The 24200-nt window shown below is 44.4% G+C and carries 16 protein-coding genes; 10 read left to right on the top strand and 6 right to left on the bottom strand.

Annotated features, from left to right (window positions below):
* Positions 1 to 220: 220 nt before the first annotated feature.
* The gene (locus LU351_RS17440) at positions 221 to 925 is read left to right on the top strand and encodes a DUF4329 domain-containing protein (protein WP_232595378.1); all 705 of its coding nucleotides are present in this window, start codon (positions 221 to 223) and stop codon (positions 923 to 925) included.
* 11 nt (positions 926 to 936) lie between these two features.
* Here the strand turns inward: LU351_RS17440 and chrA are convergent, their stop codons facing one another.
* Positions 937 to 2139: a chromate efflux transporter gene (chrA, locus tag LU351_RS17445; protein ID WP_232595379.1), complete on the bottom strand. Its 1203-nt coding sequence runs from the start codon at positions 2137 to 2139 to the stop codon at positions 937 to 939.
* A 476-nt stretch (positions 2140 to 2615) separates the two neighbouring features.
* On the opposite strand from chrA, the gene LU351_RS17450 reads away from it, so the two are divergent.
* Positions 2616 to 3416: an alpha/beta hydrolase gene (locus LU351_RS17450; RefSeq protein ID WP_232595380.1), complete on the top strand. Its 801-nt coding sequence runs from the start codon at positions 2616 to 2618 to the stop codon at positions 3414 to 3416.
* Positions 3417 to 3552: 136 nt separating this feature from the next.
* Here LU351_RS17450 and LU351_RS17455 read toward each other — a convergent pair whose 3' ends face one another.
* Entirely contained in the window at positions 3553 to 8088 is a 4536-nt protein-coding gene (locus LU351_RS17455) for a two-component regulator propeller domain-containing protein (protein ID WP_232595381.1), read from the bottom strand.
* An 825-nt stretch (positions 8089 to 8913) separates the two neighbouring features.
* Between LU351_RS17455 and LU351_RS17460 the strand changes: the two genes are divergently transcribed.
* Positions 8914 to 12573 (top strand): ATP-binding protein, encoded by a 3660-nt coding sequence (locus LU351_RS17460; RefSeq protein ID WP_232595382.1) that lies wholly within the window; start codon positions 8914 to 8916, stop codon positions 12571 to 12573.
* Between the two features lie 90 nt (positions 12574 to 12663).
* Here the strand turns inward: LU351_RS17460 and LU351_RS17465 are convergent, their stop codons facing one another.
* From LU351_RS17465 to putA, 4 genes are all read right to left on the bottom strand, one after another.
* On the bottom strand, positions 12664 to 13056 hold the full coding sequence (locus LU351_RS17465; protein ID WP_232595383.1) for a hypothetical protein: 393 nt from the start codon (positions 13054 to 13056) through the stop codon (positions 12664 to 12666).
* A 231-nt stretch (positions 13057 to 13287) separates the two neighbouring features.
* Complete coding sequence (locus LU351_RS17470; RefSeq protein ID WP_232595384.1) at positions 13288 to 14091, bottom strand: hypothetical protein; 804 nt, start codon at positions 14089 to 14091, stop codon at positions 13288 to 13290.
* Between the two features lie 266 nt (positions 14092 to 14357).
* A complete protein-coding gene (locus tag LU351_RS17475; RefSeq protein ID WP_232595385.1) occupies positions 14358 to 15059 on the bottom strand; it encodes a hypothetical protein in 702 nt (233 codons plus the stop codon).
* Between the two features lie 203 nt (positions 15060 to 15262).
* Positions 15263 to 18475 (bottom strand): bifunctional proline dehydrogenase/L-glutamate gamma-semialdehyde dehydrogenase PutA, encoded by a 3213-nt coding sequence (gene putA / locus LU351_RS17480; RefSeq protein ID WP_232595386.1) that lies wholly within the window; start codon positions 18473 to 18475, stop codon positions 15263 to 15265.
* A 251-nt stretch (positions 18476 to 18726) separates the two neighbouring features.
* On the opposite strand from putA, the gene LU351_RS17485 reads away from it, so the two are divergent.
* The 7 genes from LU351_RS17485 to LU351_RS17515 all read left to right on the top strand — a co-directional run bounded on the left by LU351_RS17485 (position 18727) and on the right by LU351_RS17515 (position 24095).
* Complete coding sequence (locus tag LU351_RS17485; RefSeq protein ID WP_232595387.1) at positions 18727 to 20217, top strand: aminotransferase class V-fold PLP-dependent enzyme; 1491 nt, start codon at positions 18727 to 18729, stop codon at positions 20215 to 20217.
* Positions 20214 to 21134 carry a protein-disulfide reductase DsbD domain-containing protein gene (locus LU351_RS17490; RefSeq protein ID WP_232595388.1) on the top strand — a complete coding sequence of 307 codons (921 nt, stop codon included), beginning with the start codon at positions 20214 to 20216 and terminating at the stop codon, positions 21132 to 21134. The genes LU351_RS17485 and LU351_RS17490 overlap by 4 nt, the downstream gene beginning before the upstream one ends.
* Positions 21135 to 21183: 49 nt before the next feature.
* Positions 21184 to 21876, top strand: a complete 693-nt coding sequence (locus LU351_RS17495) for a redoxin domain-containing protein (RefSeq protein ID WP_232595389.1) — start codon at positions 21184 to 21186, stop codon at positions 21874 to 21876.
* 418 nt (positions 21877 to 22294) lie between these two features.
* Complete coding sequence (locus LU351_RS17500; protein ID WP_232595390.1) at positions 22295 to 22603, top strand: hypothetical protein; 309 nt, start codon at positions 22295 to 22297, stop codon at positions 22601 to 22603.
* On the top strand, positions 22596 to 22739 hold the full coding sequence (locus LU351_RS17505; protein ID WP_232595391.1) for a hypothetical protein: 144 nt from the start codon (positions 22596 to 22598) through the stop codon (positions 22737 to 22739). Before LU351_RS17500 ends, LU351_RS17505 begins: the two co-directional genes overlap by 8 nt.
* Positions 22740 to 22752: 13 nt before the next feature.
* On the top strand, positions 22753 to 23343 hold the full coding sequence (locus tag LU351_RS17510) for a hypothetical protein (RefSeq protein ID WP_232595392.1): 591 nt from the start codon (positions 22753 to 22755) through the stop codon (positions 23341 to 23343).
* Between the two features lie 440 nt (positions 23344 to 23783).
* Positions 23784 to 24095: a hypothetical protein gene (locus LU351_RS17515; RefSeq protein WP_232595393.1), complete on the top strand. Its 312-nt coding sequence runs from the start codon at positions 23784 to 23786 to the stop codon at positions 24093 to 24095.
* Positions 24096 to 24200 lie beyond the last annotated feature (105 nt).

Consider the following 24200-nt stretch of genomic DNA (forward strand, 5'->3'; position numbering starts at 1 on the left):
TTTGGCGCCTTATTTTGCTTTTCGAGTGACTATTTTGTGAATAGTTGGTTGGGAATATAGCGTTAACCATATGATATTCAAATAGTTTTTTCTCCCGAAGCCTTTCCGAAGTTTTTCCATACGCTTCCCAAGTATAAATTCTGCCTTCATTTTATGCTGCAAAGGTTAATTTTTGTCCGCTTTGCCACAGTGAGTGCTTCAAACATGGAGGCGCAAAATCATGATGGCAACAATCAAGCATACAGTCATAAAGTGCAGCTCAATCATAGGTGCGGTTACTTTGTCCGCTTTCTTGATGGGATGTTCCCAGGCAAACATAAAGAGTGATGAAAAAATAAGTCACAGCCACGATAGAGAGGCAGTGCCCGTTGCCACTATTCAATGGCAAGAGCGATTCGAATCGGAAGTGGACGCCGTTGTGGCGGCGGCCAATGTGTATAACCCGTATTCTATTCGACACGATCAAGAGTTTATGGGTGCCATTCTTCGATGTGGTGGCGGCTACTTTTACAGTGCGGCGGCGGGTGTTCCTGGAAGAGACGAAATTACAGTCAAAATCGGCATTCCCAAAGGGTGTGATTTAACGTCTTTTTGGCACACTCATGGTGATCATGAGCACCAGCACAAGTTTTTCTCTGCAACGGATGTTGATTTGGTCAGAACTCAACAAAAGCCTTTATATCTGGCCGATTACACCGGAATACTAAAAGTCTTGAGCCCGAATGACCAAACCATGGGGTTAATCGAATCGCGTCGATATGGTTTGGCGATGAGTCCGGGGTCGGCTGTTGGTAAGGTAGTGACTCGTCTGGAGGGTGTGCTTAGAGTGGCCACTAAAATGACGCCTCAGAGAGAAATAACCGAACTTGAGCGTCAGTTGGTGGGCTCTATTCAACCTGTGCCGGATGGATTGTATTTGGAGTAAAGCCTCTGGCATTAATTTACCCAAGTGGTGAGCATCCCCAGTCCGGCGCCACTGAGGACAATTCCCCATGGCGGTATGTGCCAACGCATTGCTGCAACCAAAAGGGTAATGACGATCGCAAAATCAACCCCGTTGTGTACGGTACTGATCCATAGCGGGCTAAACAAGGCGGCCAATAGTATGCCTACCACCGCAGCATTCACCCCAGCCAGTGCGCCAAGAATACGTTGGTTCTGTTTTAATTTCCCCCAATAGGGCAATACGCCCATTAGCAGCAAAAAGCCAGGCATGAAAATAGCGATTAACCCAATAACGGCACCGACAACCGGATGAATGATTAATGCTGTGCTGGCACCGAGAAAGACGGCAAAAGTAAACAGCGGCCCAGGTAGGGTTTGTGCCGCACTGTAGCCTGCGTAAAATATATCTTCTTTCACGATGTTTCCATCGACTAAAGAATGCTGTAGCAGCGGCAATACCACATGGCCGCCACCAAACACCAGCGCACCGGCTTGATAAATATTCGAAAACAACTGTGTCAATTCATTTTGTAATGCAAAAAAAGGCAATCCGATTAATAACCCCCAAAAGACCATCAAACATAGATTGGCAGACCAAAAAGTGACGGGACGAGTATTGGTTGTAGCCGATTGAGTTTGGGAAGGGTGACACGCCATCATACCAATGACGGAAGAGACTAAGATAATGACAATATGAGAAACCGCTGAAGGTAAAAGAAAGACACCGGCGCAGCTAGCGGCCATCACTGTTGAGGTGGAACGGGAATGGCAGAATTTTTCTCCCATTGACCATACAGCATGGGCTACCACCACCACCGCCACCAATTTTAGCCCATGGAAAAGCCCGAATTCTGAGAGTGTGGGGATCCAACTTAGGCTGAGTGCAAATCCGAGCATGATCAGTGCAGAGGGTAAAGTAAATCCAAGCCATGCAGCAAAAGCCCCTCTTAAGCCCCCTTGGTGCCACCCCATTAAAAAACCGACTTGGCTACTGGCTGGGCCGGGTAAAAGCTGGCATAACGCTACCCATTCAGCATAGATTTCATCACTGATCCATCGTTTTTTTGCCACAAACTCTTCTCGAAAATAACCTAAGTGTGCCGCCGGCCCACCAAAAGAAAGACAACCTAATGTAAGAAAGGTGAGGAAAATAGAGGAGACTGAAATAGGAGCCGTTATAGGCTTGTCGGTCATCGTGGTTAACACCCTATTCTTGTTAATTGAATTTATGCTTGTTGAATGGATAGCGGTTGGATTTTTGATTCAATTTTAGTTGTGGCTATCCCGTTGTATTTTCTAGCATAGCGTGCATTGTATGACAGTATTGCAGGGTATGAACAAAGCGTATTCTTATGCATAAGTTATTGGTAGAAAGTCAAAACGCTCTTTTAAGAGAGTATGGCAATGCAAAATCAGTCTGAAGGCCAGATAGCATTTGCGGCTGCCGCTGCCTAAAATTAAACCAATAATTTTAAAGGACGAAGTACGGTAAAAGGAGTTTTTCCATCTGTCTTTAACACTCCTCTTTATTCATCGTTTTTCTGTACTTTTCTTGCCTCAGTTGGGCGCCTTTTTCAGTATACCTTGTTAATAGACAAAGTATTACAGGGTGCTTCTTTGTAGTGGAAGATTCTGATATGGCAGTCACTGAATGTTAAAAGGAGAAGAAAATGATCATCATCAGTGCAAGAAAATCGTTTGATAATGCCGATGTTTTAGGGGCAGCTCACAAGATAAAAGAAATTGATCTTTCTAACGATAAAGAAATTCGTACTATTGAATCAGAAAAAAAATTGATTTCAGAGCTTTCTGGTAAGAAGGTATTGATACTGGTGCATGGTTATAATAATGAGCAAGATGAAGTCTATGACGCTTATTCAATTATAGAGCGAAAAATATCGAAGCATTTATCGACCACTTACGATGCCATTATTGGTTACAGTTGGCCGGGTGGCGATAATCGATTAGATTGGTGGGCGGCTAAAAGTCGAGCGAATTCCGTTGCCAGACAGTTTCGATTTTTATTGGAAATGATTGGTGAGAAAGCGGTTGCCATTGATGTGATGTCTCACAGCTTGGGGGCTAGAGTGGTTTTAAAGGCGCTTAAGCAATCCAGAAAAAAGCCGTTGCTCAATCATTATTACTGTACCGCGCCCGCTGTTGATGATGAAGTATTTGAAGATGATGAAGAGTTTTCAAATACCACTCATAAAGTTACTGGGTTATTTGTTTTTCATTCTAAACGCGATAGCGTTCTTGCACGAGCCTATCGGGTTGCTGAATTTGATAATGCTCTGGGCTTGTATGGGCCGGAAGACCGAAATTATATTGAAGAAAATACAGACAACGTGTTTGTAGTGAATTGTAAGAAGCGGATAAAGAAACATGGCGGTTACAAGGGCTGTAATGAAATGTATCGGTATATGCGGTCGGCATCTTCAGAGCAACCAAAACGGTTTGTGACCTTGTGACAGAATGAAAAACCTAAATGTCAAATGAGTGTCAAGAAAAATGAGGGAAGAAGAATGTCCTTTTAATTTGAGGAGGCCCCTTTAATTTGAGAAAGTCCTTTTAATTTGGGCGTCGTTAGGATGTCATATAAAATATTCACCATGAGATTGTTTTTTTATCTGCGATGGAGGTGACGATATTGATATCTTTATTGGCGATCGCTTCAGCGAATTCGCTCACGTCATAACGGTTATTTTTCATTGCAAGGGCGCCAATCCACGCATTGCGGCCAGAGTTTTTGGCCGCATACAGGGCCAAGTCGGCGATTCGCATCGTGTCTTCCCAACGATAATGCTCAGGGTGCTGATAGCATAGTGGGAATGCGGCATAGCCAATAGAGCACGTAATGTGAATGTGATGCTCACCAATGTCAAAAGAAGTGTTTTCAACCGTTTTGCGGATGCGTTTGGCAAAGGTATTAGCGCTGTCTCTGGAAAGGAATCGCCCTAGAATCATAAATTCTTCCCCACCCCAGCGAACCACATAATCGGATTGGCGGCAGCACTCCCTCAATATTTCGGCCATTTTAATTAGAACGGCGTCTCCGGCTGCATGGCCGTAGTTGTCATTAACGCTTTTAAAGTGATCAATATCAACTAGCATAAAAATAAGATCCTCTTCTTTGGGAGGTGGTGTATTTTTAGAGTGAGTACTCTCAGCTAGCCAATCTTGATATTTCCGAAGTGTTTCAGCGGCATCGGCTTCAATAAATTTCTCAAAGAAGCGTCGATTAGCCAAGCCAGTTAAAGGATCGCTTAGGCTCACTTGTTCGAGTTGTTTGTACGCTTTTTTGAGCTCGTGTGTGCGCTCTTCAATTTTAGCTTCTAAATTACGGCTGGACTCTAATAATTGAAGATGTAAATCTACCCGTACGAGCAGTTCAGGGCGGCTAATGGGTTTAGATAAAAAGTCATTTCCCCCGCATTCAAATCCGGTAATGATGTCGTGCAGTTGATATTTTGCCGTAAGGAAAACAATGGGCAGTGAATGGCGGCCATGCTCTTCACGTATTCTTCGACAGACATCGTATCCAGAGAGGTGCGGCATCATGACATCCAGCAGGACCAGGTCAAAATGTTCGCCTTGTTCAAATAAAGCTAACGCTTGAGTACCACTTTCTGCTTCGACAACATTAAATTGGTGGGTTGTTAAATGATTGCGTAAAACACGACGGTTCACTGGTTCGTCATCAACCACTAAAATTTTGCTGTGTTTGACGTGAGTGCTGATCGGGGTTGCCGTCGTTGTCGAAGTGGTTGTGGAAATTGTTGCTGAATATGTTGTTGAATCTGTCGTTGAAATGACTTGCGATTCTTCGGCATAAGAAGCGTTGGAATGAGATGCCAGCGTGTCTGAAACCGCTTTCTTGTCTTCGTCTTTTGAAGGATTGAGTATTTGTGGATGCGCTTTGTTATCGGGGGTGTCGCTAACCGCTTGGATACGTTTGACGATTTTATCTGATAAAGCAATATTGGAGGGTTGCTCTTCCCCTGTGTAAACCGGCAGAGAAAAATAAAAGGTGGTGCCTTTTCCTACGATTGAGCTAAGCCAAATTTCCCCACCGTGTAAATGCACTAAATTTTTCGTGATGGCCAGCCCGAGCCCCGTGCCTTCGTGAGCCCGTGTTTCGGACGCTTCTAATTGTTTAAAGGATTCGAATAGGGCTTCAAATTGGTCTTCGGGAATGCCGACGCCAGTGTCTTGAATGGAAACCACTAACGTACCGTTATGCTCTTTGGCGCTTAGGGTAATCGTGCCAGACTCTGTAAATTTAATGGCATTACCAATGAGGTTATGAAAAATTTGCTGTACGCGATCCTCATCAGCATACACCGATGGAAGTGTTGTACTGATGTTATTTTCAATAGTGAGATTGCGGTTCGTAATTAATGTGCGAGACAGTGCTACTACCATGACGGAGGCGGCATTAATGTCGGTGGGTTTTCGACGTAAGGTGAGTGAATTATTTCGAATTTTCGAAAAATCCAAGACGTCATCAATAATTGCCGATAGTCGTTTTCCACTGGCGATAATCATGGATAAATTGTCGGTATCCATATTGCTGAGTCGTCCAGAATCACTGTCGAGAATCGCTTCTGCCAACCCCATCATACCAAAAAGAGGAGTGCGTAATTCGTGCGAGGTATTAGCGAGAAATTCATCTTTTAGGCGATCGACTTTTTTCAGTTCGCTAACCACACGTCGCTCGTTTTCGATGATTTTTCGTTGGGTATGCATGTACCAACTCACCAACAATAAAATGACACCAGCGTAACCGCAGTAAGCCCACCAGGTTTTCCAGGGTGGAGGAAGAACGGTAATGCGTTTACTGATGATGTCACTCTTTATGCCGGTATCTGTTAAGGCACGAACTTTAAACACATAGTTTCCGCCATCCAAATTGGTGTAGGTGGCTTTGCGTTCATGGCCTGCATGGCGCCAATCGCTGTCGAACCCTTCTAGTTGATAGTCGTACACAATGTTGTTTGTGTTACGAAAACTAATGCCAGCGTAGTTAAAAGAAAAAATGTTTTGTTCGTAATTAAAAGTGAGGTGATCGGCCAGCAAAAAACTGATGTCCAGCGGGCTGTCTTCGGATGCCTGGGTGACGGGTTCATCAATAATTGACAGTGTGGTAAAGACCATTTGAGGAATGTAATGGTCGGGTTGAATGTGTTCAGGGTTAAACCGTGTATAACCTTCTATTCCCCCAAACAATAAATCGCCATTGCGACTTTTGAGGGCGGCTCCAATGGCAAACTCTCCCGGTTGAACACCATGTGCACTGGTGTAATTATTGATCACTTGGGTGTCTGGATCATAACTGGAAATGCCTTTGTCGGAGCTGATCCAAATCATGCCGTTGTTGTCTTCGACAATGGCCACCACCACATCACTGAGAAATCCATCTTGTTGACGGATAGCAGTGAATGCATCGCGTTCTCGGTGATATAAATTTAATCCTCCTCCTTGCGTACCTACCCACAGCCGCTTTTGCGAGTCTTCTACTACGGCCAATATGCGATTTGCGGCAATACTGTCGGGGTTGTTGACGTCGGTTGTGTAGGTTGTGAAGCTGTCGGTTTCATAGTGGTAGCGGCTTAGGCCGGTTTGTGTGCCGAACCATAAATCCCCCCAGCTGTCTTCCTCTATCACCCAAGAGCGCTCATCGCCAATGGAGTCGACACGGTTTCGGTGGTGATGGTAGGTGATAAAGCCATCCAGCTCAGGCTCGTAACGACTGACCCCGCCACTGATGGTGGCGACCCAGATGTCTCCATTGGAAGCCTGAAAGATATCCCACACATGATTAACTGCCAGGGCGTGCTCACCCTCATCGTCTTTGGTGTAATGCCGAGTGGTATCATTTTTCGGGTCGTAAACGGTGACTCCAGCACTCCAACTGCCGATCCAGTAACGACCCTGGTCATCTTGCATAATGGTCAGTACTTCATTGGCCCCTAAACGGGATTTGCCTCCGTCAGGGTCGGTGGTCATCACGCGGTAGCGTCCGGTCTCGGCATCCCGAATGTTGATACCGCCGCCGTCTGTCCCAATCCATAGGTCGCCGTTGTCGTCTTCATGAAACGTTCGGATTTGTTGGTAGCTGATGGAGCGATCATCGTCCGTTGAATCAGTGTGAATGGTAAAGTCGGCGGTTAAGCGTGAGAAAATATTCACACCGGATGGAAATGCACCTATCCAGACATCCCCCGCTTTGTCATCGTAGATTCGACGAATAATATTACTGGAAAGCGCATAGGGGTCTTTTTCGTTGGCGTATAAAGATTTGAGTTGACCGGAGGTTTCATCAAAGTACGCGACGCCCTGGCCGTCGTAGGCAACCCATACCACGCCGGCTGCATCTTGGTGAACATCCCATACCGGTGGGCTGAATTGGGCATCGGGTGGATCAATTTCGTTGCGGATAAACTGGAAGCGTCTGGTTTCGGGTAAATACTGAAGCAATCCTGCATCGGTACCAACCCAGATACGTCCTTTGTCGTCATAAAGGATCGTACGGCACACATTACTTTGACTGGCACCTTGATGAGGTTTGAGTGTTTCAATCTCCCCTGTATGGCTGTGCCACACTTTTAAGCCATACCCGGTGGCTAAGTAGTAGGTGCCGTTGCCATCATCGGTAATATCCAGCATGTATTGGGTGTAAAGGTCACTTTCGGCGGGGTTACGTGGGTAGCGAAGAATAGTGTCCGTTTCTGGGATATAGCGGTTCAGCCCTTGTTGCGTTCCTAACCACAGTTGGTTTTGGCTATCCACATGCAGACGAAAAATAGAGTTGTGAGCAACGGTATTGATATCCGTAGGGTTATGCTCATATCGAATAAACTGTTCGGTGCGATAATCGTAGCGGTTTAACCCGCCCTCAGTGGCCAGCCACAGCTCCCCTTGTTGGTTGACCGTAATGTCGTACACGGTGTTGGCGCTGATGGAGTGGGGTACTTCGGCGTCATGATGGTAAATTTTGTAGTCGTAACCATCGTAACGCGCTAAACCGTTGCGGCCTCCAATCCACATAAACCCAAACGAGTCTTGTTGAAAGGCCAGTATCTCACCAATGTTACTGTCATTGTCATTCATGATGAGATCAAGTCTGACTTTTTCAGGCATGTCGGTACTCAACGCATGTGATGCATGTGTCAGCAAGCATGACATCAGCAGAGTCAAAGAAAATCTCACGACAACGACAGTGGTGGCCCGAGAAGTAGCCAGTAAACGGCCATTATAAGCTAAGACGCTACCTATGGTTGGGGAGAAAAGACAAGATAACAGCGTGCAGTAAAGAGTTTGGTAAAGCATATGGGAAGATATGTGTCTGTGTACCTTGGTCTTGGTAGGCGTATTAGGCATAAAAGGTTCTTTATTATTTATTCCAAAAAATCATACTAATAAAGAGAGTCTATTCGAGTATAGGATGCCGCACGCAAAATATATCTTGTGTTGCTACCAAACCGTCATGTCATATCTGAATGTTGCCGCATCATTGCCTATATCGGCAAGCATTAGTCATAGAAAATAAATTTTAATGAGGAATTATAAAATAAGAGGCTACGGTATCGTGTTCTTACAGGGAGGTTACTTTTCATCCTATACAGCCTCTATTTTAATTATCAATAGTTAAACCACTAATCGATATTGCCAAGTTTGCCTAATACCAAGTTCATCTACGTCCAGGCGAAAACGTTTTGAAAGCTACCTGAAATACGCTGATCTTCTTTATAACTGCCTATACTCTTCTTGTATTTACGGATTGTATTTACTGAGTTCAGTTCTTTTGTGTCGGGTAGAACCTGTTGGTCATTTATTTTGTTGATAGCAGTGACGAATGAAAAGGCAGTGTTAATAATGGGTCACGATGGGTTTGGGTTTCATGATTAAATCGTTGGACTCGGGTCGTTTTTATATATAGGTAATATATAGGTTTATGGCGTGTACATGAGTACGACAGATTCCCCCCGATTCGTAATTCCCCGATTCTTTCTTTTTGTTACCGTGGCGGTTGCTTTGTTATCCGGTTGTTTATTGTTATTTTTTGAACAGCAGGTGCGCGAAGGTATTGAACGTCAGTATCGTCAAATGTTGAGCAAAGAACATTTGAGGGTGGAGTGGGTTGAAAGTGGTTTTGCTCAAAACCGAGAAGCTATCCGATATTTGTCTCGTGTAGTATCCAATTGGATGTTGCCTCAAAATATTGAGTCACCATTGCGTGATTTTCTGACCAGTCACCCAGACGTTTTATCGGTGCACCTAGTCAATGCCCACACAGAGAAATCCCTTGCTGGGGTAAGTCGTACTTTGGGTGAGATAAAGTCTGTCCCGCCGGATTCGTATGCTCTGTCACTGGAAGCGGTTGATTTGGCTCAGTGGGCAGACTTGAGTGTCGATGACATTTACCTATCATCGCCTGTGTTACAGCGCAACGGCTCTAATGTGATTGTGCCGCATCAACCCATCTTTTACACCGCCATCGCTTTATCGGATACCGAAAACCAAAGTAAACCTCTGATTGTTGTGGAGTGGGATGCTTCTAGATTATTGCAAGCCTTGTCTGCTTCTCTCGTGGCGCCGATTGAACTGTATGTTGTTAATGGCAAGGGTGGGTTTATCGTGCACCCTCGTGAGGATATGGCTTTCAACTTTGACAAAGATGAGAAAAACGACGGGTTACAGAGAAAAACATGGTCACAACATTTTATATCGCGCCCACTTAATGTTGGTGATGAGCATCATTTGGTTCGATATGAAAGTACTGATACAGGTCAGGTATTATGGGGGGAATACAGCACAATTGTATTAAACGCCACCTCAGCTCACCATCAGTTGCACTTTTATTTTCTGTTGCCTCAGCACGCTGTAGAGAAGGCGGTTGCTGATCGATTAACCACTCCGATTGTACTGCTCATTCTTATTAATATTGGAATAGGGTTTGCGGTGTATTTTGGGTGTGTATTAATTCAGCGTCAGCAAACCTTAAAGCAAATACAAGAGGAATATAAAGCAGTTTCTCGCTCTACCTCTAATGGACTCATTTGGGTTGATCAAAGTGGAATTATAAAAAGTTGGAATGAAGCCGCCATTCCGTTCTTGGGTGATGAAGTACGTTACGCAAAGGGGCAATCGATTTTTGATGTCATTTCGTTTAATGAAGCGGTTAGTAAAACCAATAAGCCCCCCATAGATAAGTCTAAGTTAAGAGAGCCCGAGAAAATGCAGGTAACAGCGTTTTCCCCAGAGATGATTGAATCTGTGGCATTAACTCGGGAAGCCGTAACAATAAACGTTACCCACGTTAATTCACACGACGAAGCAAAAATGTGGCGGTTAGGGTTAATACCCTCGATAACTTCGGAGGTTAATGCCTCTGGTGTGACAATATTGATGGAGGATGTGACAGATCTTCGCAACGGGGTAAATGCGCTAGCACGAGTGGATGATGTGGTTGCTGAAGAAGTGGCCTTAAAAACAAGACAATTGACCCAGGAGCGAGACGAAGCATTAGCGGCTAGTCAAACCAAAGGAGATTTTATTGCTCGTGTAAGTCATGAAATACGAACACCCATGAACGGTGTATTGGGTATGTTAAATTTATTAGGGAGAGATACCGTCACCTCTGAGCAGCGCCGATATATTAAATTGGCGGAGGACAGTGCACAGGCATTAATTACACTCATTAATGAAATTTTAGATTTTTCTAAAATAGAAGCAGGGCGAATAGAACTAGACACAGAAGCCTTTGATTTGTTGGAATTGCTAAGTGATTTGTCAAATGCCATGGCCGTTAAAGCCCACGATAAAAATTTGGAATTGGTTTTGGATGTGGCAAATGTTGAATACATCAATGTGTTGGGTGATGGTAATCGTCTACGTCAAATTTTGGTTAATTTAATCGGTAATGCCTTAAAATTTACAGAAACAGGTGAAATTGTCGTTACCGCCAATACCACTCAGATCGATGAAGAAACGTTACGGTTTGAATGCCGTGTTATTGATTCTGGAATAGGCATTCGTGAAGAGATCTTACCTTCACTGTTTACCTCCTATACTCAAGAATCTTCCGGTACTCATAAGCGCTTTGGTGGTACAGGATTGGGCTTAGCGATTTCTAAACAATTGTGTGAATTAATGGAAGGCACCATTGATGTAGAAAGTGAGCGAGGGAGAGGCAGTACTTTTCGATTTGATGTTATCTTGAAAAAAGAGTATGCGACATCTCCTCCTGTAATACGGCCAGAATACAGTGATGTTCGAATTATTATCGCAGAAAAAAATGCGGCGGCGTTGTCTGCCGTGTGTCGTTTGGCAAAATGTGCGCATATGGATGCGACGGCTGTGGGTGATGCTACCACATTGCAAAGTGTATTAAGCCATGGAGAAACATTCGATGTCATGTTAATTGACCAGGCAATTTTAACCACATTGGATATTGCATTAGTCAAGCAGCACGCTTCAATTATTGTGGGAATGAACCCTAATGGCGTGAATGATGACTCAGAGTATGAACACGCTTTGCATCATTTACCCATTATTAAGCCGGTAACCCCCAGTGAATTATGGGCTTCTCTTAGCAGTGTTCTTGATGTTGGGGAGTTCATGGAGACGCTTCCGGTTATCTCTCATCGCGATGAAAATCAATACAGCAACGATGAAAGAGCGTATAAAAATGAAGGTATGCATGTGATGCTGGTGGATGATAATGAGGTGAATCTTGCTGTAGGCTCTTGCATGTTGGAAGACATGGGCTTGAGCGTGACCACTTATCGGCATGGTCGTGCCGCAGTGGAAGCATTATTTACGTCCGCCATGGGAGAAAGTGACAAGTCACCTTATCACTTGGTATTAATGGATTGTCAAATGCCGGTTCTGGATGGCTATGAAGCGACTCGATTTATTCGTAACGGAGATGCCGGTCACGTTTATCAAGATATTCCTATTGTGGCCATGACGGCAAATGTGATGAGTGGTGCCCGCGAGCATTGTTTAGAGGTGGGAATGAATGATTACATTTCAAAACCCATAGACCCAGATGAATTAGAAGAAAAAGTAACTCAATGGCTAGATGCGACGGAGAGCTTCAGGCGAGGAATTAAAATGTCGGCAAAAAAAGAAGAAACATCATCCCCGAATCAACGATTTAATAAGGAAGTGAATACAGACCAAACAACCTATGAGGAAAAAATTCTGAGTGTAAATGAGGAGGGTGACATGGCGACGTCGGCATCATTGTATGAAGGGGAGGATTTCCAACTGTGGGACAGTGAGATCTGTATAAAACGCCTAAGAGGCAGGGAAGATCGAGCATTGATTTTGGTGGATATGTTTTTACAGAGCGCGCCAGAGCGCTTGGCAAGACTGCAAGAAGCATACAATGAGAAAAACTATGAGCAATTACAAAACGTAGCCCACGAAGTGAAAGGGGTGGCTGGCAATTTATCCTGCTTACGATTGCAGGCCTACTTAAAAGCGCTGGAGGCGGCGGCAAAGGCAAAAGAGGTAAACGATATTGATGCGTTAATTGGTGCGGCGAAACTATTGGTTGAAGAAACGTCTATGTTGTTGCAAGAATTTGCAAGCCGTTGCCGACGAAATGCAATGTGAATACCTTATTTCAGAGGGAGCCCTAAATTAGAGCTCCTAAGGTGCATTCAAATAAATCAGCTTTAAATGCTTGCCACTAAATCTAGGGAATTAGTCGGTAAAAGAACAGCCAGCGTGTATAGAGCCAGTTAAAATTTTGGAATACACCATTCTATTTCCGTTAGAGACCACACTGGTCTCGCCTTCTAAGCTGGATGGAATGTCATCAATCCAGCGGTCGTCGTTGTTCGGTTCACAGCTCCAAACAAAAATTTCATCGGTTTGGCAAGTCATTGAGCAAGAGCGTGGGCCAGGGTGATGAGGCCGGTTACCCACTACCTTGCATGATTTTCCGGAATTCAAGCACCAAGCCTCTACTACACCTTTAGAATTCACGTTTCCACCGGATGAAATTGAAACGGTTACAGATGCTGCGCTTGCATGAAATGAGGCACCTGCTAATAGGCCAATTAAAATAGGCCGAAGGAATGATTTTAATCCCATGTCAGTATCCTTGTTGTCAAGTTTATTGAGAACCTAAATTAGTATGAATGAACATACTGAAGTTGCGCCCCTCAAGGGAGAGGCTAACAATTAAGCGGGTTGTTAGAGAACAACAAGAATACTTATAGGTTCATGTGGTGACTGGTTTGTTACCAGAATGTGAGAATTGGATGAAAGGAGGAAAAGAGCGCCATTAATGAAACATAATGCTTCCTAATTTGCTCATTTAGGTTATCCATTTCCAGTACCACAAATAAAGCTCAGAATCGGTGTTGATTCCTCTTTTAAAAATTCCATGTAGCGCAGTTGTAAGCGTTTTTTACCAATGCCTTTCGTCCAGACGCTGCCAGGAATGCCTGCGATATTACGTCCATTCAGTAAAAATTGCTGACTTCCATTAGAGAGACTTCGTGTAAAAGAAATGGAATGTTCGCCATTACATAACATAACGGCTTTCTTTGTGGGAAGAGGAAACGGGGATGTGTGAATGTCGTAAGAAAGTAATTTTGCCTCTGCCATGCGTGTGCGAAACGCTTTTGCGGCCTTTGTGATTTCAGACTCTCCTTGTGCTTCCAGTACCTCGCCGATGGATTCCACAACACCTTCTGCAAATGCTTGTTTTTCCGGTGGCAAATCTGAAACTACTTGTTGCAACACAATTTGCACTTGCTGAGATTGGTTGGCGGTTTGTGTATTAGAAACACTTTCAACCGTATCACCGCCAACAAATACTTTCATTGCCTCCATAATACAATGGTTGTAATTGCTTTGAATCTCTGGGCTGAGTTTTCCCGGTGGTATTACAGCCAGTAACCCACCAAGGTCACTCAGAGAGCCTTTTCCTTGTCCTTCCACCATCTTTTTCCACATACTGATTTTGCCCTTCGCGGCGCCTTCGATGGAGACGACCTTTCCCATGGAGCAGAGTTTTAATAGTCCATCCACTTGGGATTCTGTGGGTAAGTTATTGGCCACGGTGATGTTACTTGTCAGACAAAAAAGAGTGACCAGACAAGCGAAAATACATTTATTCATGGAAAGGACTCTGATATTCATGGGAAAGGTTCTGGTATTCATAGGAAGGTAGACTTTGTTATATTAGAGGGGCTCTTACTTTTAATTTCCCTATCCCAAGAAGTATACGACGCCGACTGTTACGGCACTATGATATTGGATGCCATACGACGTTATTTTTCATTTTCATACGATAAGTTTTGTAATATCTGTTAATTTGTAATATCTGTTAATTTGTAATATCTGTTAAAGAGTAGGATATAGATTTTTAAGGTATTAAAGATAACTCAAACAGGGGCCAGTTTTCCATCTGCTGTGGTATCGGCAGACCTCTTGGAAAGCATCGATAACAACAAAACAAAAAAGCACAACACCAAGTTGAATAGTGGGATTTGGAGTGGTGTTGGCATGGCGTAAACCACGGACACCGCTGGAAACCAGATAACCCAATTGGTTAAAATGACGGTCGGGATTTTTAGTGTAAATAGCTCTTTGGTTAGATGTGTTTTGGTTCGTTGCCATGAAAATCCTTGGTCTTTCCATAAATACATGACGGTAAGCAAAGGGCAGCTAAAAAGCGCCGTAAAGAGGCATTGATCGAACAGCACTTTTTTAACGATGGTAGCTAGGCTGGCATCACTGCCGAACAGTTGCGCTTGAAAGTTATAAAGTGCATCGACAAACGCTCCCATCATGGCCCACATGAGTAAATAGAACACAAACTGACCGGGGAGGTTATGTTGTATTTTTTTCGATAACCATAAATAAGCAAAAGGAATGGCACCGCCAAAAAGTGAAGTAGAAAGGATGGCATATACTGCACCGTAGGTTTCTTTTAATGCAGCGAAAAATAAAAAAACAGGTTTGGCGGCAGGCCAATAAAAGTAGCTGATGCACACAAACAAAGCGAGAAACTGCAAGAAAATAGCAGGAATCAAATTTTCTTTGAAGGCGGCACGAATGTTATACAGTAAAGGGTGGTTGCTCATAGAAAGCCTGTAAATAAAAAGCGATGCCTTGAATGCATCGCTTTTGTTTGCAACGAGTGTATTTCAAATAAATACGCTTCGAATAAATGTACGTCAAATAAATGCACTCCCAATGAACGTACTTCGAATGAATGTACTTCGAATGAACGTACTTCGCATGAGAGCACTATGAACGAGCGCGTTACGACTGCTTTCCGTTCAGTTTACACATCTCCTCGATTCATCGCATTAAACAGTTCGATATTGCCCCCTCGTGCGGCGATGTTTTCAGTACGGGTGTGCTCTCGGCCAAAGGCTCTTAAGTAACCGGGGCTACCTGCTTTCGGGCCGGTGCCGGAAAGGCCGCATCCTCCGAATGGATTCACGCCTACCGTTGCACCAATCATATTGCGATTAATGTAGGTATTGCCTACATGGGTGCTGGTCACAATGGTGTTAATAAATTGATCTAGGCGACTGTGAATCCCTAAGGTAAGGCCGTAACCGCTGTTGTTAATGTCGTCAATAATCTTTGGTAAATCTTCCGAGTTGTAGCGAATAACATGGAGTATCGGCCCAAAAATTTCTTCAGACAGTTGATTGAGTTGCTGAATTTCTACCATCATCGGGGCGAAGTAATGCCCTTGGGGTAAAGAATTTGAAATAGGTGTTGTGGCCAATAACGTCGATTCGTTTTTGAGCCAATTTTTGTGGGATTCTAATCGCTGTAAGGCGATGGAGTCGATGACCGGGCCGATGTCCGTACTCAGGTATTGAGGGTGGCCAACGGTCAGTCGTGCCATGGCGCCTTTAATTAACTCGATAATTTCTTCAGCGGTATCATTTTGTAAGTACAGTACACGCAGTGATGAACAGCGCTGTCCGGCTGAATGGAAGGCTGAGGCAACGACGTCATCCACCACTTGCTCGGGCAAGGCCGAAGAATCCACCAGCATGGTGTTTAACCCGCCGGTTTCGGCAATTAACGGGAGAATTGGGCCAGGACGCGCGCTTAATTGCTGATGAATTCGTTTGGCGGTGGCACAGGAGCCAGTAAAGGCGACGCCGCTGATGTGTGGATGATTCACCATGGCTTCGCCTACATCACCCGCACCGGGTAATAAATGCAATACTTCAGCAGGAATACCGGCGGCAATCATGGTTTGCACGGCACAGGCGGCTGTAAGGGGCGTTTGTTCTGCGGGCTTAGCCACCACGCAATTTCCTGCAGCCAGTGCTGCACTGATTTGACCAACGAAAATGGCTAAAGGGAAATTCCAAGGGCTAATGCAAGCAAAGGTCCCTCGGCCCATCCAGCGGTAATGATTAGATTCTCCAGCGGGGCTCGTGAGTGATTGGGCTTCACCAAACTGTTGTCGGGCGAGGGTGGCGTAGTAGCGTAAAAAATCCACCGCTTCACGAATTTCATAAAGGGTGTCGGAAATAGTACGGCCAGCTTCATGCACGATCAGTTGCATAAAGGTATCTCGCTTCGCTTCGATGGCGTTGGCGCAGTCTTCCAAAATGCTTGCCCGTTGCTCTGCACTGGTATTACGCCATGCATGTTCTGCTTTTTTTGCTGCAGTTATGGCCGCATCCACTTCTTCTGGACTGGCGTTGACAACCGTGCCAATGGATTTCAACGTGTTTGCTGGGCAGGTAACCCCTTTGGCGTGCTTGTCCGATAAATGGGTAGCGTCGGTGTTGAAGGTTTGCCCGCTGACCATGGGAGCGGCTCGGTTGAAGGTCGGATCTTGAGCTAACAAGTTGGATAAATTCGTTTGGGTTTGGGGGTGGCTGAAGTCCAACCCTGCTGAGTTTTTGCGTGGTTCGCTACTGCGTTCATACATGGCATTGGGGGTGGCTAATTGTGAATGCCGATATTCGCCTCCTGCTCGTTGTACCTGCTGCCAAGGGTCTTGTATTAATTCCTGAATAGGTACATTTTCATCTAGGAAGTGATACACAAAAGAGCTGTTGGCGCCGTTTTCGAGAAGTCGACGAACCAAATACGGCAATAAATCTTTATGGCTGCCAATGGGGGCATACACTCGCACGGTTTGTGTCATTTGTGTGGCTTTGGCGACATGTTCAAATAATTGCTCGCCCATCCCGTGTAAGCGCTGGAATTCAAAGGCGTCGTGTGGGGTAGCGCGCTCTTTTGCCAATAAACTGATGGTGGCAATGCTGTGAGCATTGTGGCTGGCAAATTGCGGGAAGAGGGCATCGGTATTCGCCAGTAATTTATCGGCGCAAACAAGATAGGCCAAATCACTGTGAACTTTACGGGTATAGACGGGATAATCTATCTGGCCTTCGTGCTGTGCTAGCTGAATTTCAGTATCCCAATACGCGCCTTTTACCAAGCGAACGTTGAATCGATTACCGGTCTCTTTGGCAAGCGCGACCAACCAATCAATTACATAGGGCGCACGTTTTTGATAAGCCTGTACGGCTAATCCTAATCCTTTCCAGCCAGCCAGTTCTGGGGTACGAGCAATGCCTTCAAACAGCGCTAAGCTTAAGTTCAAACGATGGGCTTCTTCGGCATCCAAGGTTAAATCCACATTGGCTTTATGTGCCGTCATGGCCAGTGAACGCAGTTTGGGCAGTAACTCTTTGAGCATTAACTCAGGGTGGGTTGCTTCGTATCGAGGGTGTAAGGCAGAGAGTTTAATGGATACCGAATGATCGCGCGTATTGGGGTGGGAAGCGCCGTATTTTCCTACCGCAATAATGGCATTTTCATAGGCGTGAAAAAAACGTTCCGCCTGGTCGTCGCTACGTGCGCCTTCGCCCAACATGTCAAACGAGAAACAGTGGTTTTTGAGTTTATTGAGGGCCGTATCAATATCTTCAGCGACGACATAATGCTTGGCCATAATACCAATGGCTTTACGGACGGCGACCCGTATAACCGGTTTGCTGAGTTTGCGTTGTAACTGACCAAACCAATGGCTTAAGCCTTGGCCGTTTTGGCTTTCTAGTAATGCATTACCACTGAAGGCCAACCCCCAACGTGAGGCGGTAATCCAACGTGAGGCGGATTCGGATTCACGGTCTAACCAATCGACGCTGGTAAGGCGCTCGGTAATTAATTTATCGGCAGTGGCGCTGTCGGGAATACGCAATAACGATTCGGCCAAGCACATTAGGCTCAAGCCTTCTTCGGTTTCGAGGCTGAATTCTTGCAATAAATCGTCAAAATCCGCTTTGTTGTGTGCGTCTTCCCGGCACTCTAGTGTCCAGGTTTCGGCCAGTTGTAACGCTTGTTGGCGAAGGTGCGGTTGAATATGCGGATAATCCAATAGATGTTTAACGGCTTCCGTTTCATCCAGATAAATGGCATCGGCCATGATTCGGTAAAGGGAATTCAGCGAAGCGGTGGAGTGTTCGGCTGAGTGTGATGTGGGCGTACGATTGGTTGAAGAAACCATAAGACCAATATCCTCTGCACAAAAAGTATGGTTCGGGCAACGATGGTTGTGAACCCGTTTTTATGATCAGCTCACTTTTGGTAAGCCACGTTTTTATGAGTAATGTGTTTACAAGGAGGGTGCCTCCTGATTGGGCGGATTGTACATGGCCTTTAATTTTTTTCGAAAGAGATTTTATGGCATTTTTGTCATTTTTTTTGGCACTTTGATGATGGGGCTGTTATCGCGATAAACCGGGTTTGGTGGTCATAATGAGGTTGTTCGAAAGTAAGCGTCTTTTGGGTTCTTTTTATGGGGATAAAACAATGCGTGTATCGGGTCCATCAATATCAGAATCATCAGTTAGGGGTCACCACACTCGTTCAGATCAAGAACAGACGGAGTTGAATGTTGACTTTGTTCGTCAGCAGTTTCCAATCTTTTCTCATCAAGATACTCCGCTGGCTTTTTTTGATAATGCGGGGGGGACTTTCGTGCCTCAGCAGGTGATTGAGGCGACCTCGGAATTTCTATCGCTGTACAAAGTTCAACCTTACTCCAGTAACGATGCTTCTCAAGGGGCTACGACCAGGCTGGAGGGGGCCATTGGTCGTATGGCTGACTTCATTAATGCCAAACACTCAGAGGTGGTGTTGGGCAACTCCACCACAATGAACTTATCAATGCTTGCTCAATCATTGCGCCCCCATTTCCATGAAGGCGATGAAATTATTCTCACAGAGCAAGAGCATCAATCTAACGTCACCTTTTGGCAGCGCTTAGCAGAAGAAACCGGAGCTAAAGTCGTGACTTGGCCTATTGATGGTGAGAGTGGGCAGTTATCTTTGGAGGTATTTAGCGAACAGTGTTTAAGCGAGAAAACAAAATTGTGCTGTGTCACCCACAGTTCCAATATTGTGGGAACGGTTAACCCAATCAAAACCATCGCAGAAAAGGTACATGCTGTGGGCGGTTGGATTTTGGTGGATGGCGTATCTTATGCACCCCATCATTGTGTAGATGTGCAAGCCCTTGGTGTGGATTTCTATGTATTGAGTTTGTATAAAATATTCAGCACCCACCTTGGGTTATTGTATGTGAAGGAATCCTTACACAATTTACTGGAAAATCAAAACCTAACCCCATTGCCGTCCGCTTATGGTTGTGCGCCTCAAGGTGGCCAGCAACAAAATAATGCAATGACTTGCGCGCCAAATTATCTGCGTATTGCACTGAACCCCGGTATGACGAACCCTGAATTGGCGGCCAGTATGCTCGGTATGTGCGAATATTTTTTATTGTTGTATCAACACCATTTTCCTCAAGAGGTTGCAATACCATTGAGTGAATTATCCAGTGAGGCGTTTCGTCATCGGGTAGAGCGTGTTTTTACATTGATTGAACGATATGAGACAGAACTGTCTAAGAAGTTTCTCGCGTATATTAAAGACTCAACACTCAATTCAATGGGCTTGCGGTTAATTGGTTTGTCCATTACGGATTCGTCTCGCCGTTCACCGACGTTCTCGTTTCGATTGCCCGAGCGGTGGAATGGCAAGGTGTTAGTGGCCCAACTGGCGGAACACAATATTGGCGTTAGCTTCGGTAGTTTTTATGCCTGGGATTGCTTGCAAGCCTTGGGGCTTCCATCCGAGGGTGCGGTACTGCGCGTGAGCTTTTCCCACTACAACCACATGAGTGATATTGAAAGGTTAATAGAGGCGTTAGAAGTGTATGCGTCTGAACAGTTGGAGACAGCATGAATAAAGTTCGACGTTTCCTTGGTGGGCATAGCTATTTTTGCCTATTGTCCTTCTGCGTCATTTTTTTTCCAACACAGGTTATGTCAAAGGCTTTTCAGGGAAAGCACATTGAGTTGGAGTTATTGTCTTCTGTTTTGAAGGAAAACTCCGCTTTGCAGTTAGGTATTCGTGTTAAGCCGGAATTACATTGGCACACCTACTGGAAAAACCCCGGCGATAGCGGCATGCCGTTGCGGGCCCGTTGGAATATACCAACGGGGTATGAAATCTCTTCATTACAATGGCCGGTTCCGACAGCCATTGCCGCCGATAATATGATGTCTTATGGTTATGAAGAAGAGCATATTTTATTGGTGCAGCTGACTCCCCAAAAGGGAAAGCGAAACACGAGATCGGAAATTTCATCAGAAAAGGATTTGGATATCAGTGTGGAGTTGGCATGGGCTGTCTGTGCAGACGTTTGCGTCACTGAAAAAACCACTTTGAGTGTCTCTGTGCCTGCTGTAAAAAATGCACCTTCATCAAGTCAAATTCTTCCATCGCATTTAACATTGATGTCAACGCAGTTGAAAGAGGCCACTCGATTACTTCCTCGTGCTTCAAATGAATCAAAAGGAACTTATTCAGTTCTAGATGAAAATATTCACTTTTCTTTTGCGCTTCCTGACGGTGTTGACTCAAGTGCTATTGCAAAAAACACAATGGCGATCGTGTTTTTTCCTGAAATGGCAGATTTAGTTCATCATGCATCACCTCAAAGCATAGAGTTCAATGGCGAAAGGATAGTAATTACTCAGTCATTGAGCCCCTATGTTAATAAAGAAAATATACCTAGTGTTTTAAGCGGCGTACTGCGTTATCAAAATAAAAAAGGCGAGTTCATTGATGGCTTTTTAATTTCAATGAGTCGTCACTAATAATCGTTTGATTCATAAAGTCATTCTGTTCACAAAAGAGGGTGTTGTTATGTCATTCATTTTGTTATCAAATTTTTTATCCAATCAACGTCCAGTTCAGAAAACGGTGGGCAGTGTTGTCCCGGTCATCTTTCGACGCCGTTTTCTGAGTAGAATAAAAGAGTGGGGAATATTGATGCTCGCGCTTATGGCGATGCCCAGTATGGCCGCCATCAAAGTAGGTGCACCAGCGCCAGATTTTACCCTCCCCAGTACTTTAGGGCGGGATGCAAAGCTCAGTGATTTTTCCGATAAAATTGTGGTGTTAGAATGGACGAATCATCAATGTCCTTTTGTGAAAAAGCACTACGACAGCGGTAATATGCAAGCCCTGCAAAAAAAATATCAAGACGATGTAGTGTGGTTGTCGATTGTTTCCTCTGCACCGGGTAAGCAAGGCCATATTAGTGTGGCTAAAGCAAAAGAAATTACCAACTCCCGTTCTGCGTTACCTCATGCTGTATTGATCGATTCTGATGGCAGTGTAGGTAAATTGTATAACGCCACCAACACCCCACAAATGGTGGTGATTAAGTCAGGGAAGGTGGAATACATGGGTGCTATCGACAGTATCGCCAGTGCCGATAAAGGGGATATCCCAAAAGCGGATAATTATGTAGTGGCCGCCGTAGACAGCTTGAAAAAAGGCCAGCCGGTTGCTGTGGCGGCATCTAAGCCTTATGGGTGTAGTGTGAAGTATTAAAAGTTGTCGCCATCGGCTTTGTTAGAGTCGATGGTGATATTTTTAACGCACCTCATGATTAACCTCATTGTTTTTGGAAGTGTCAATCACTGCACACACTTTTCGTCACTCGTTTGTCACGCAATTCCTCAAAACTGGCAGTAATATTCGCATTGTACAAGAGCTTCTCTTTGATTTTTTTTGGTTTGTTAGCATGAAGCTATTGATTTGATAATTTCTTACCAAAAACCCTCTCTTATAAATCTATTTTTATTCGTCTTTTTTCACAGAAACCCTAGGCTTTATTGCGGTATTTAACGTATCATGCCGTCCCGAATGAACACCGATTACGATATTTTTATCGGAGAAAATTGATGGCCAAAGGATCGATAATGTGCAGTTCGATAGCCAAGAATTAAATTCTACGGAAACAAGGAAAATGAAACAGGAAGAGATGTCTGATTCTTCTTTTTCCGATATTGATATTAAGTTGATTGATGAGCAAGCGGCGGAAGCCACGAAACGGTGTCGGCACTATTTGAGAATGTCACCAACGGATTTTGCTGATTTCATGCAGGTGAAATCCGTTAAGACGATTTATAATTGGGAAGACCCGACTAACAGTGCCTCCCCGAAATTCAGCCATTTTTTACATTTAATTGCCGCAATTGGTATGAATGCGTTTGTAAAACTATTGGCGAATACGCTTAATCCATCCACACAACAAAGAGATGATCAAGATGACTGAACTCACTTTATGGTTTTTACTTCAAGTTGGCATGACACCGGTGGGAAGCGGAGCTCACACCAGTGAACCGGAATGCCCGCCGGTAGTGGTACCCAACGGTGGTACAGGTGGCACGTCTCAGCCTTTGCCAAAATAATAGGGTGCATTAAATGTCAGTTGTTGATTACCACCAATTCTGGAATGAGTTCAATGTTTATCTGAGCTGGTTGTATGTCTCTTTTTCAGTTGTGTGTGTTGGGTTGTGTATTCGGCATACCAATGTTCGTTGGTTGTTAGGCTCCCTGGCATTAGTTCAGTGGCTGGGTATGCTCGCGACACCGTGGATGCGGGAGCAAGGAATACTGTATTACTTATTAATCAGTCTGTTTGATGTGTTGATCATTCTGTTGATCTTTTTTCGGCAATCTCTGTGTGCTTTTCTGTCTAGCCCTGGATTTAAGAGCCGATTTTATACCCGCTGGTTAAGCCAATTAGCAAACAGTGCTGAGCAAACCTACCGGTTAACAGGCATTGAGTATTTTATCATTTTGGTTTACTTGGTTTCTATTACCGTTAACTCGCTATCTTTCCTAGAAGCTTTGTTAAGGAATGTGGGTGTGAACAGCCTTATTATTTGGTATCTCTTTCCACCTTTGAAGTTGATGACTTGGTGTTTAACATCGTTGTCTGCATTTATTGCAGTCTTTCATGTGAAGAAAGGCAAGGAAGAATTGTTGTATCAGGTGAGTAAGCCTGTGTAGACCGCAATGGTCGGAATCCGAATAAATACACCTAAATACCCGGCGACGATACGTCGCCTATACGTTTTTTCCCAAATGAAAGGCTTTCCGGCTTTGATATGGGCAATCGCCTCTTCAAGATCGAAGGGAAGGTCTGATTTGGGTATGTGTCATCTCCTCTGGTTGCAACCAGTTTATGAAAGACATGGCATAGAAATTTGAATACTCTCGATTAAACCCTCTTGCTAACCCCTTTATATTTTCAATGTTTTTTTGCAGTGCCACCTGCCCTGTCAATTTGCAAAGGGGTGTCAAAAAATCATATTGCGCCACTTCTTTGCAAAAGTTGACGTTTATTTTTCATCAGTGTGCACTTGAAATCACTTTATAAATAAGGTTTTTCGTTAGAATATGCTTCTTAACACCTGAAAATTATTCAGACAAAGGGGTTTACCCGATTTATGTTTCCAAATATCAAGCCTCCTTTTACTCACATAGAACGATTGCTTGTTGAATTTTCCAACATTAAGAAACCGACCATTGCTGATTTCATGGCTTTTCGTGTTCGTGCTCAAGTTGGAGATTATCTAGATAAATACAGGGCTAAAGCCAAAAATATGACACCAGGAGAACTTCAAAATGAAGTACATTCTTCTAGTCGTTTAGCCAGATACATGGCACGTTCTGGCGATCCTAGGCCCTCTTCTCGTTGTGATGCGCATGCTATGATTTCAGGTAGTCATGCTGATGCTACTAAGGAGTACATAGCTTAGCCAACATTAAGCGGCATCTGCTATGTACTCCAAATTCTTATCTTTAAAAAAGCCAAGCAATATATTTTTCGATTTCTGTAGCTGACACATAAACTTTTTTACTTG

The sequence above is a fragment of the Marinibactrum halimedae genome, assembly GCF_021234875.1.
Classification (GTDB): Bacteria; Pseudomonadota; Gammaproteobacteria; order Pseudomonadales; family Cellvibrionaceae; genus Marinibactrum; species Marinibactrum halimedae.

Excerpts from the sequence above, each read along its gene's own strand:
- LU351_RS17440 (WP_232595378.1), top strand. The coding sequence starts at position 221 with ATGATGGCAACAATCAAGCATACAGTCATAAAGTGCAGCTCAATCATA.
- chrA (WP_232595379.1), bottom strand. The coding sequence starts at position 2,139 with ATGACCGACAAGCCTATAACGGCTCCTATTTCAGTCTCCTCTATTTTC.
- LU351_RS17450 (WP_232595380.1), top strand. The coding sequence starts at position 2,616 with ATGATCATCATCAGTGCAAGAAAATCGTTTGATAATGCCGATGTTTTA.
- LU351_RS17455 (WP_232595381.1), bottom strand. The coding sequence starts at position 8,088 with ATGCCTGAAAAAGTCAGACTTGATCTCATCATGAATGACAATGACAGT.
- LU351_RS17460 (WP_232595382.1), top strand. The coding sequence starts at position 8,914 with ATGAGTACGACAGATTCCCCCCGATTCGTAATTCCCCGATTCTTTCTT.
- LU351_RS17465 (WP_232595383.1), bottom strand. The coding sequence starts at position 13,056 with ATGGGATTAAAATCATTCCTTCGGCCTATTTTAATTGGCCTATTAGCA.
- LU351_RS17470 (WP_232595384.1), bottom strand. The coding sequence starts at position 14,091 with ATGAATAAATGTATTTTCGCTTGTCTGGTCACTCTTTTTTGTCTGACA.
- LU351_RS17475 (WP_232595385.1), bottom strand. The coding sequence starts at position 15,059 with ATGAGCAACCACCCTTTACTGTATAACATTCGTGCCGCCTTCAAAGAA.
- putA (WP_232595386.1), bottom strand. The coding sequence starts at position 18,475 with ATGGTTTCTTCAACCAATCGTACGCCCACATCACACTCAGCCGAACAC.
- LU351_RS17485 (WP_232595387.1), top strand. The coding sequence starts at position 18,727 with ATGAGGTTGTTCGAAAGTAAGCGTCTTTTGGGTTCTTTTTATGGGGAT.
- LU351_RS17490 (WP_232595388.1), top strand. The coding sequence starts at position 20,214 with ATGAATAAAGTTCGACGTTTCCTTGGTGGGCATAGCTATTTTTGCCTA.
- LU351_RS17495 (WP_232595389.1), top strand. The coding sequence starts at position 21,184 with ATGTCATTCATTTTGTTATCAAATTTTTTATCCAATCAACGTCCAGTT.
- LU351_RS17500 (WP_232595390.1), top strand. The coding sequence starts at position 22,295 with ATGAAACAGGAAGAGATGTCTGATTCTTCTTTTTCCGATATTGATATT.
- LU351_RS17505 (WP_232595391.1), top strand. The coding sequence starts at position 22,596 with ATGACTGAACTCACTTTATGGTTTTTACTTCAAGTTGGCATGACACCG.
- LU351_RS17510 (WP_232595392.1), top strand. The coding sequence starts at position 22,753 with ATGTCAGTTGTTGATTACCACCAATTCTGGAATGAGTTCAATGTTTAT.
- LU351_RS17515 (WP_232595393.1), top strand. The coding sequence starts at position 23,784 with ATGTTTCCAAATATCAAGCCTCCTTTTACTCACATAGAACGATTGCTT.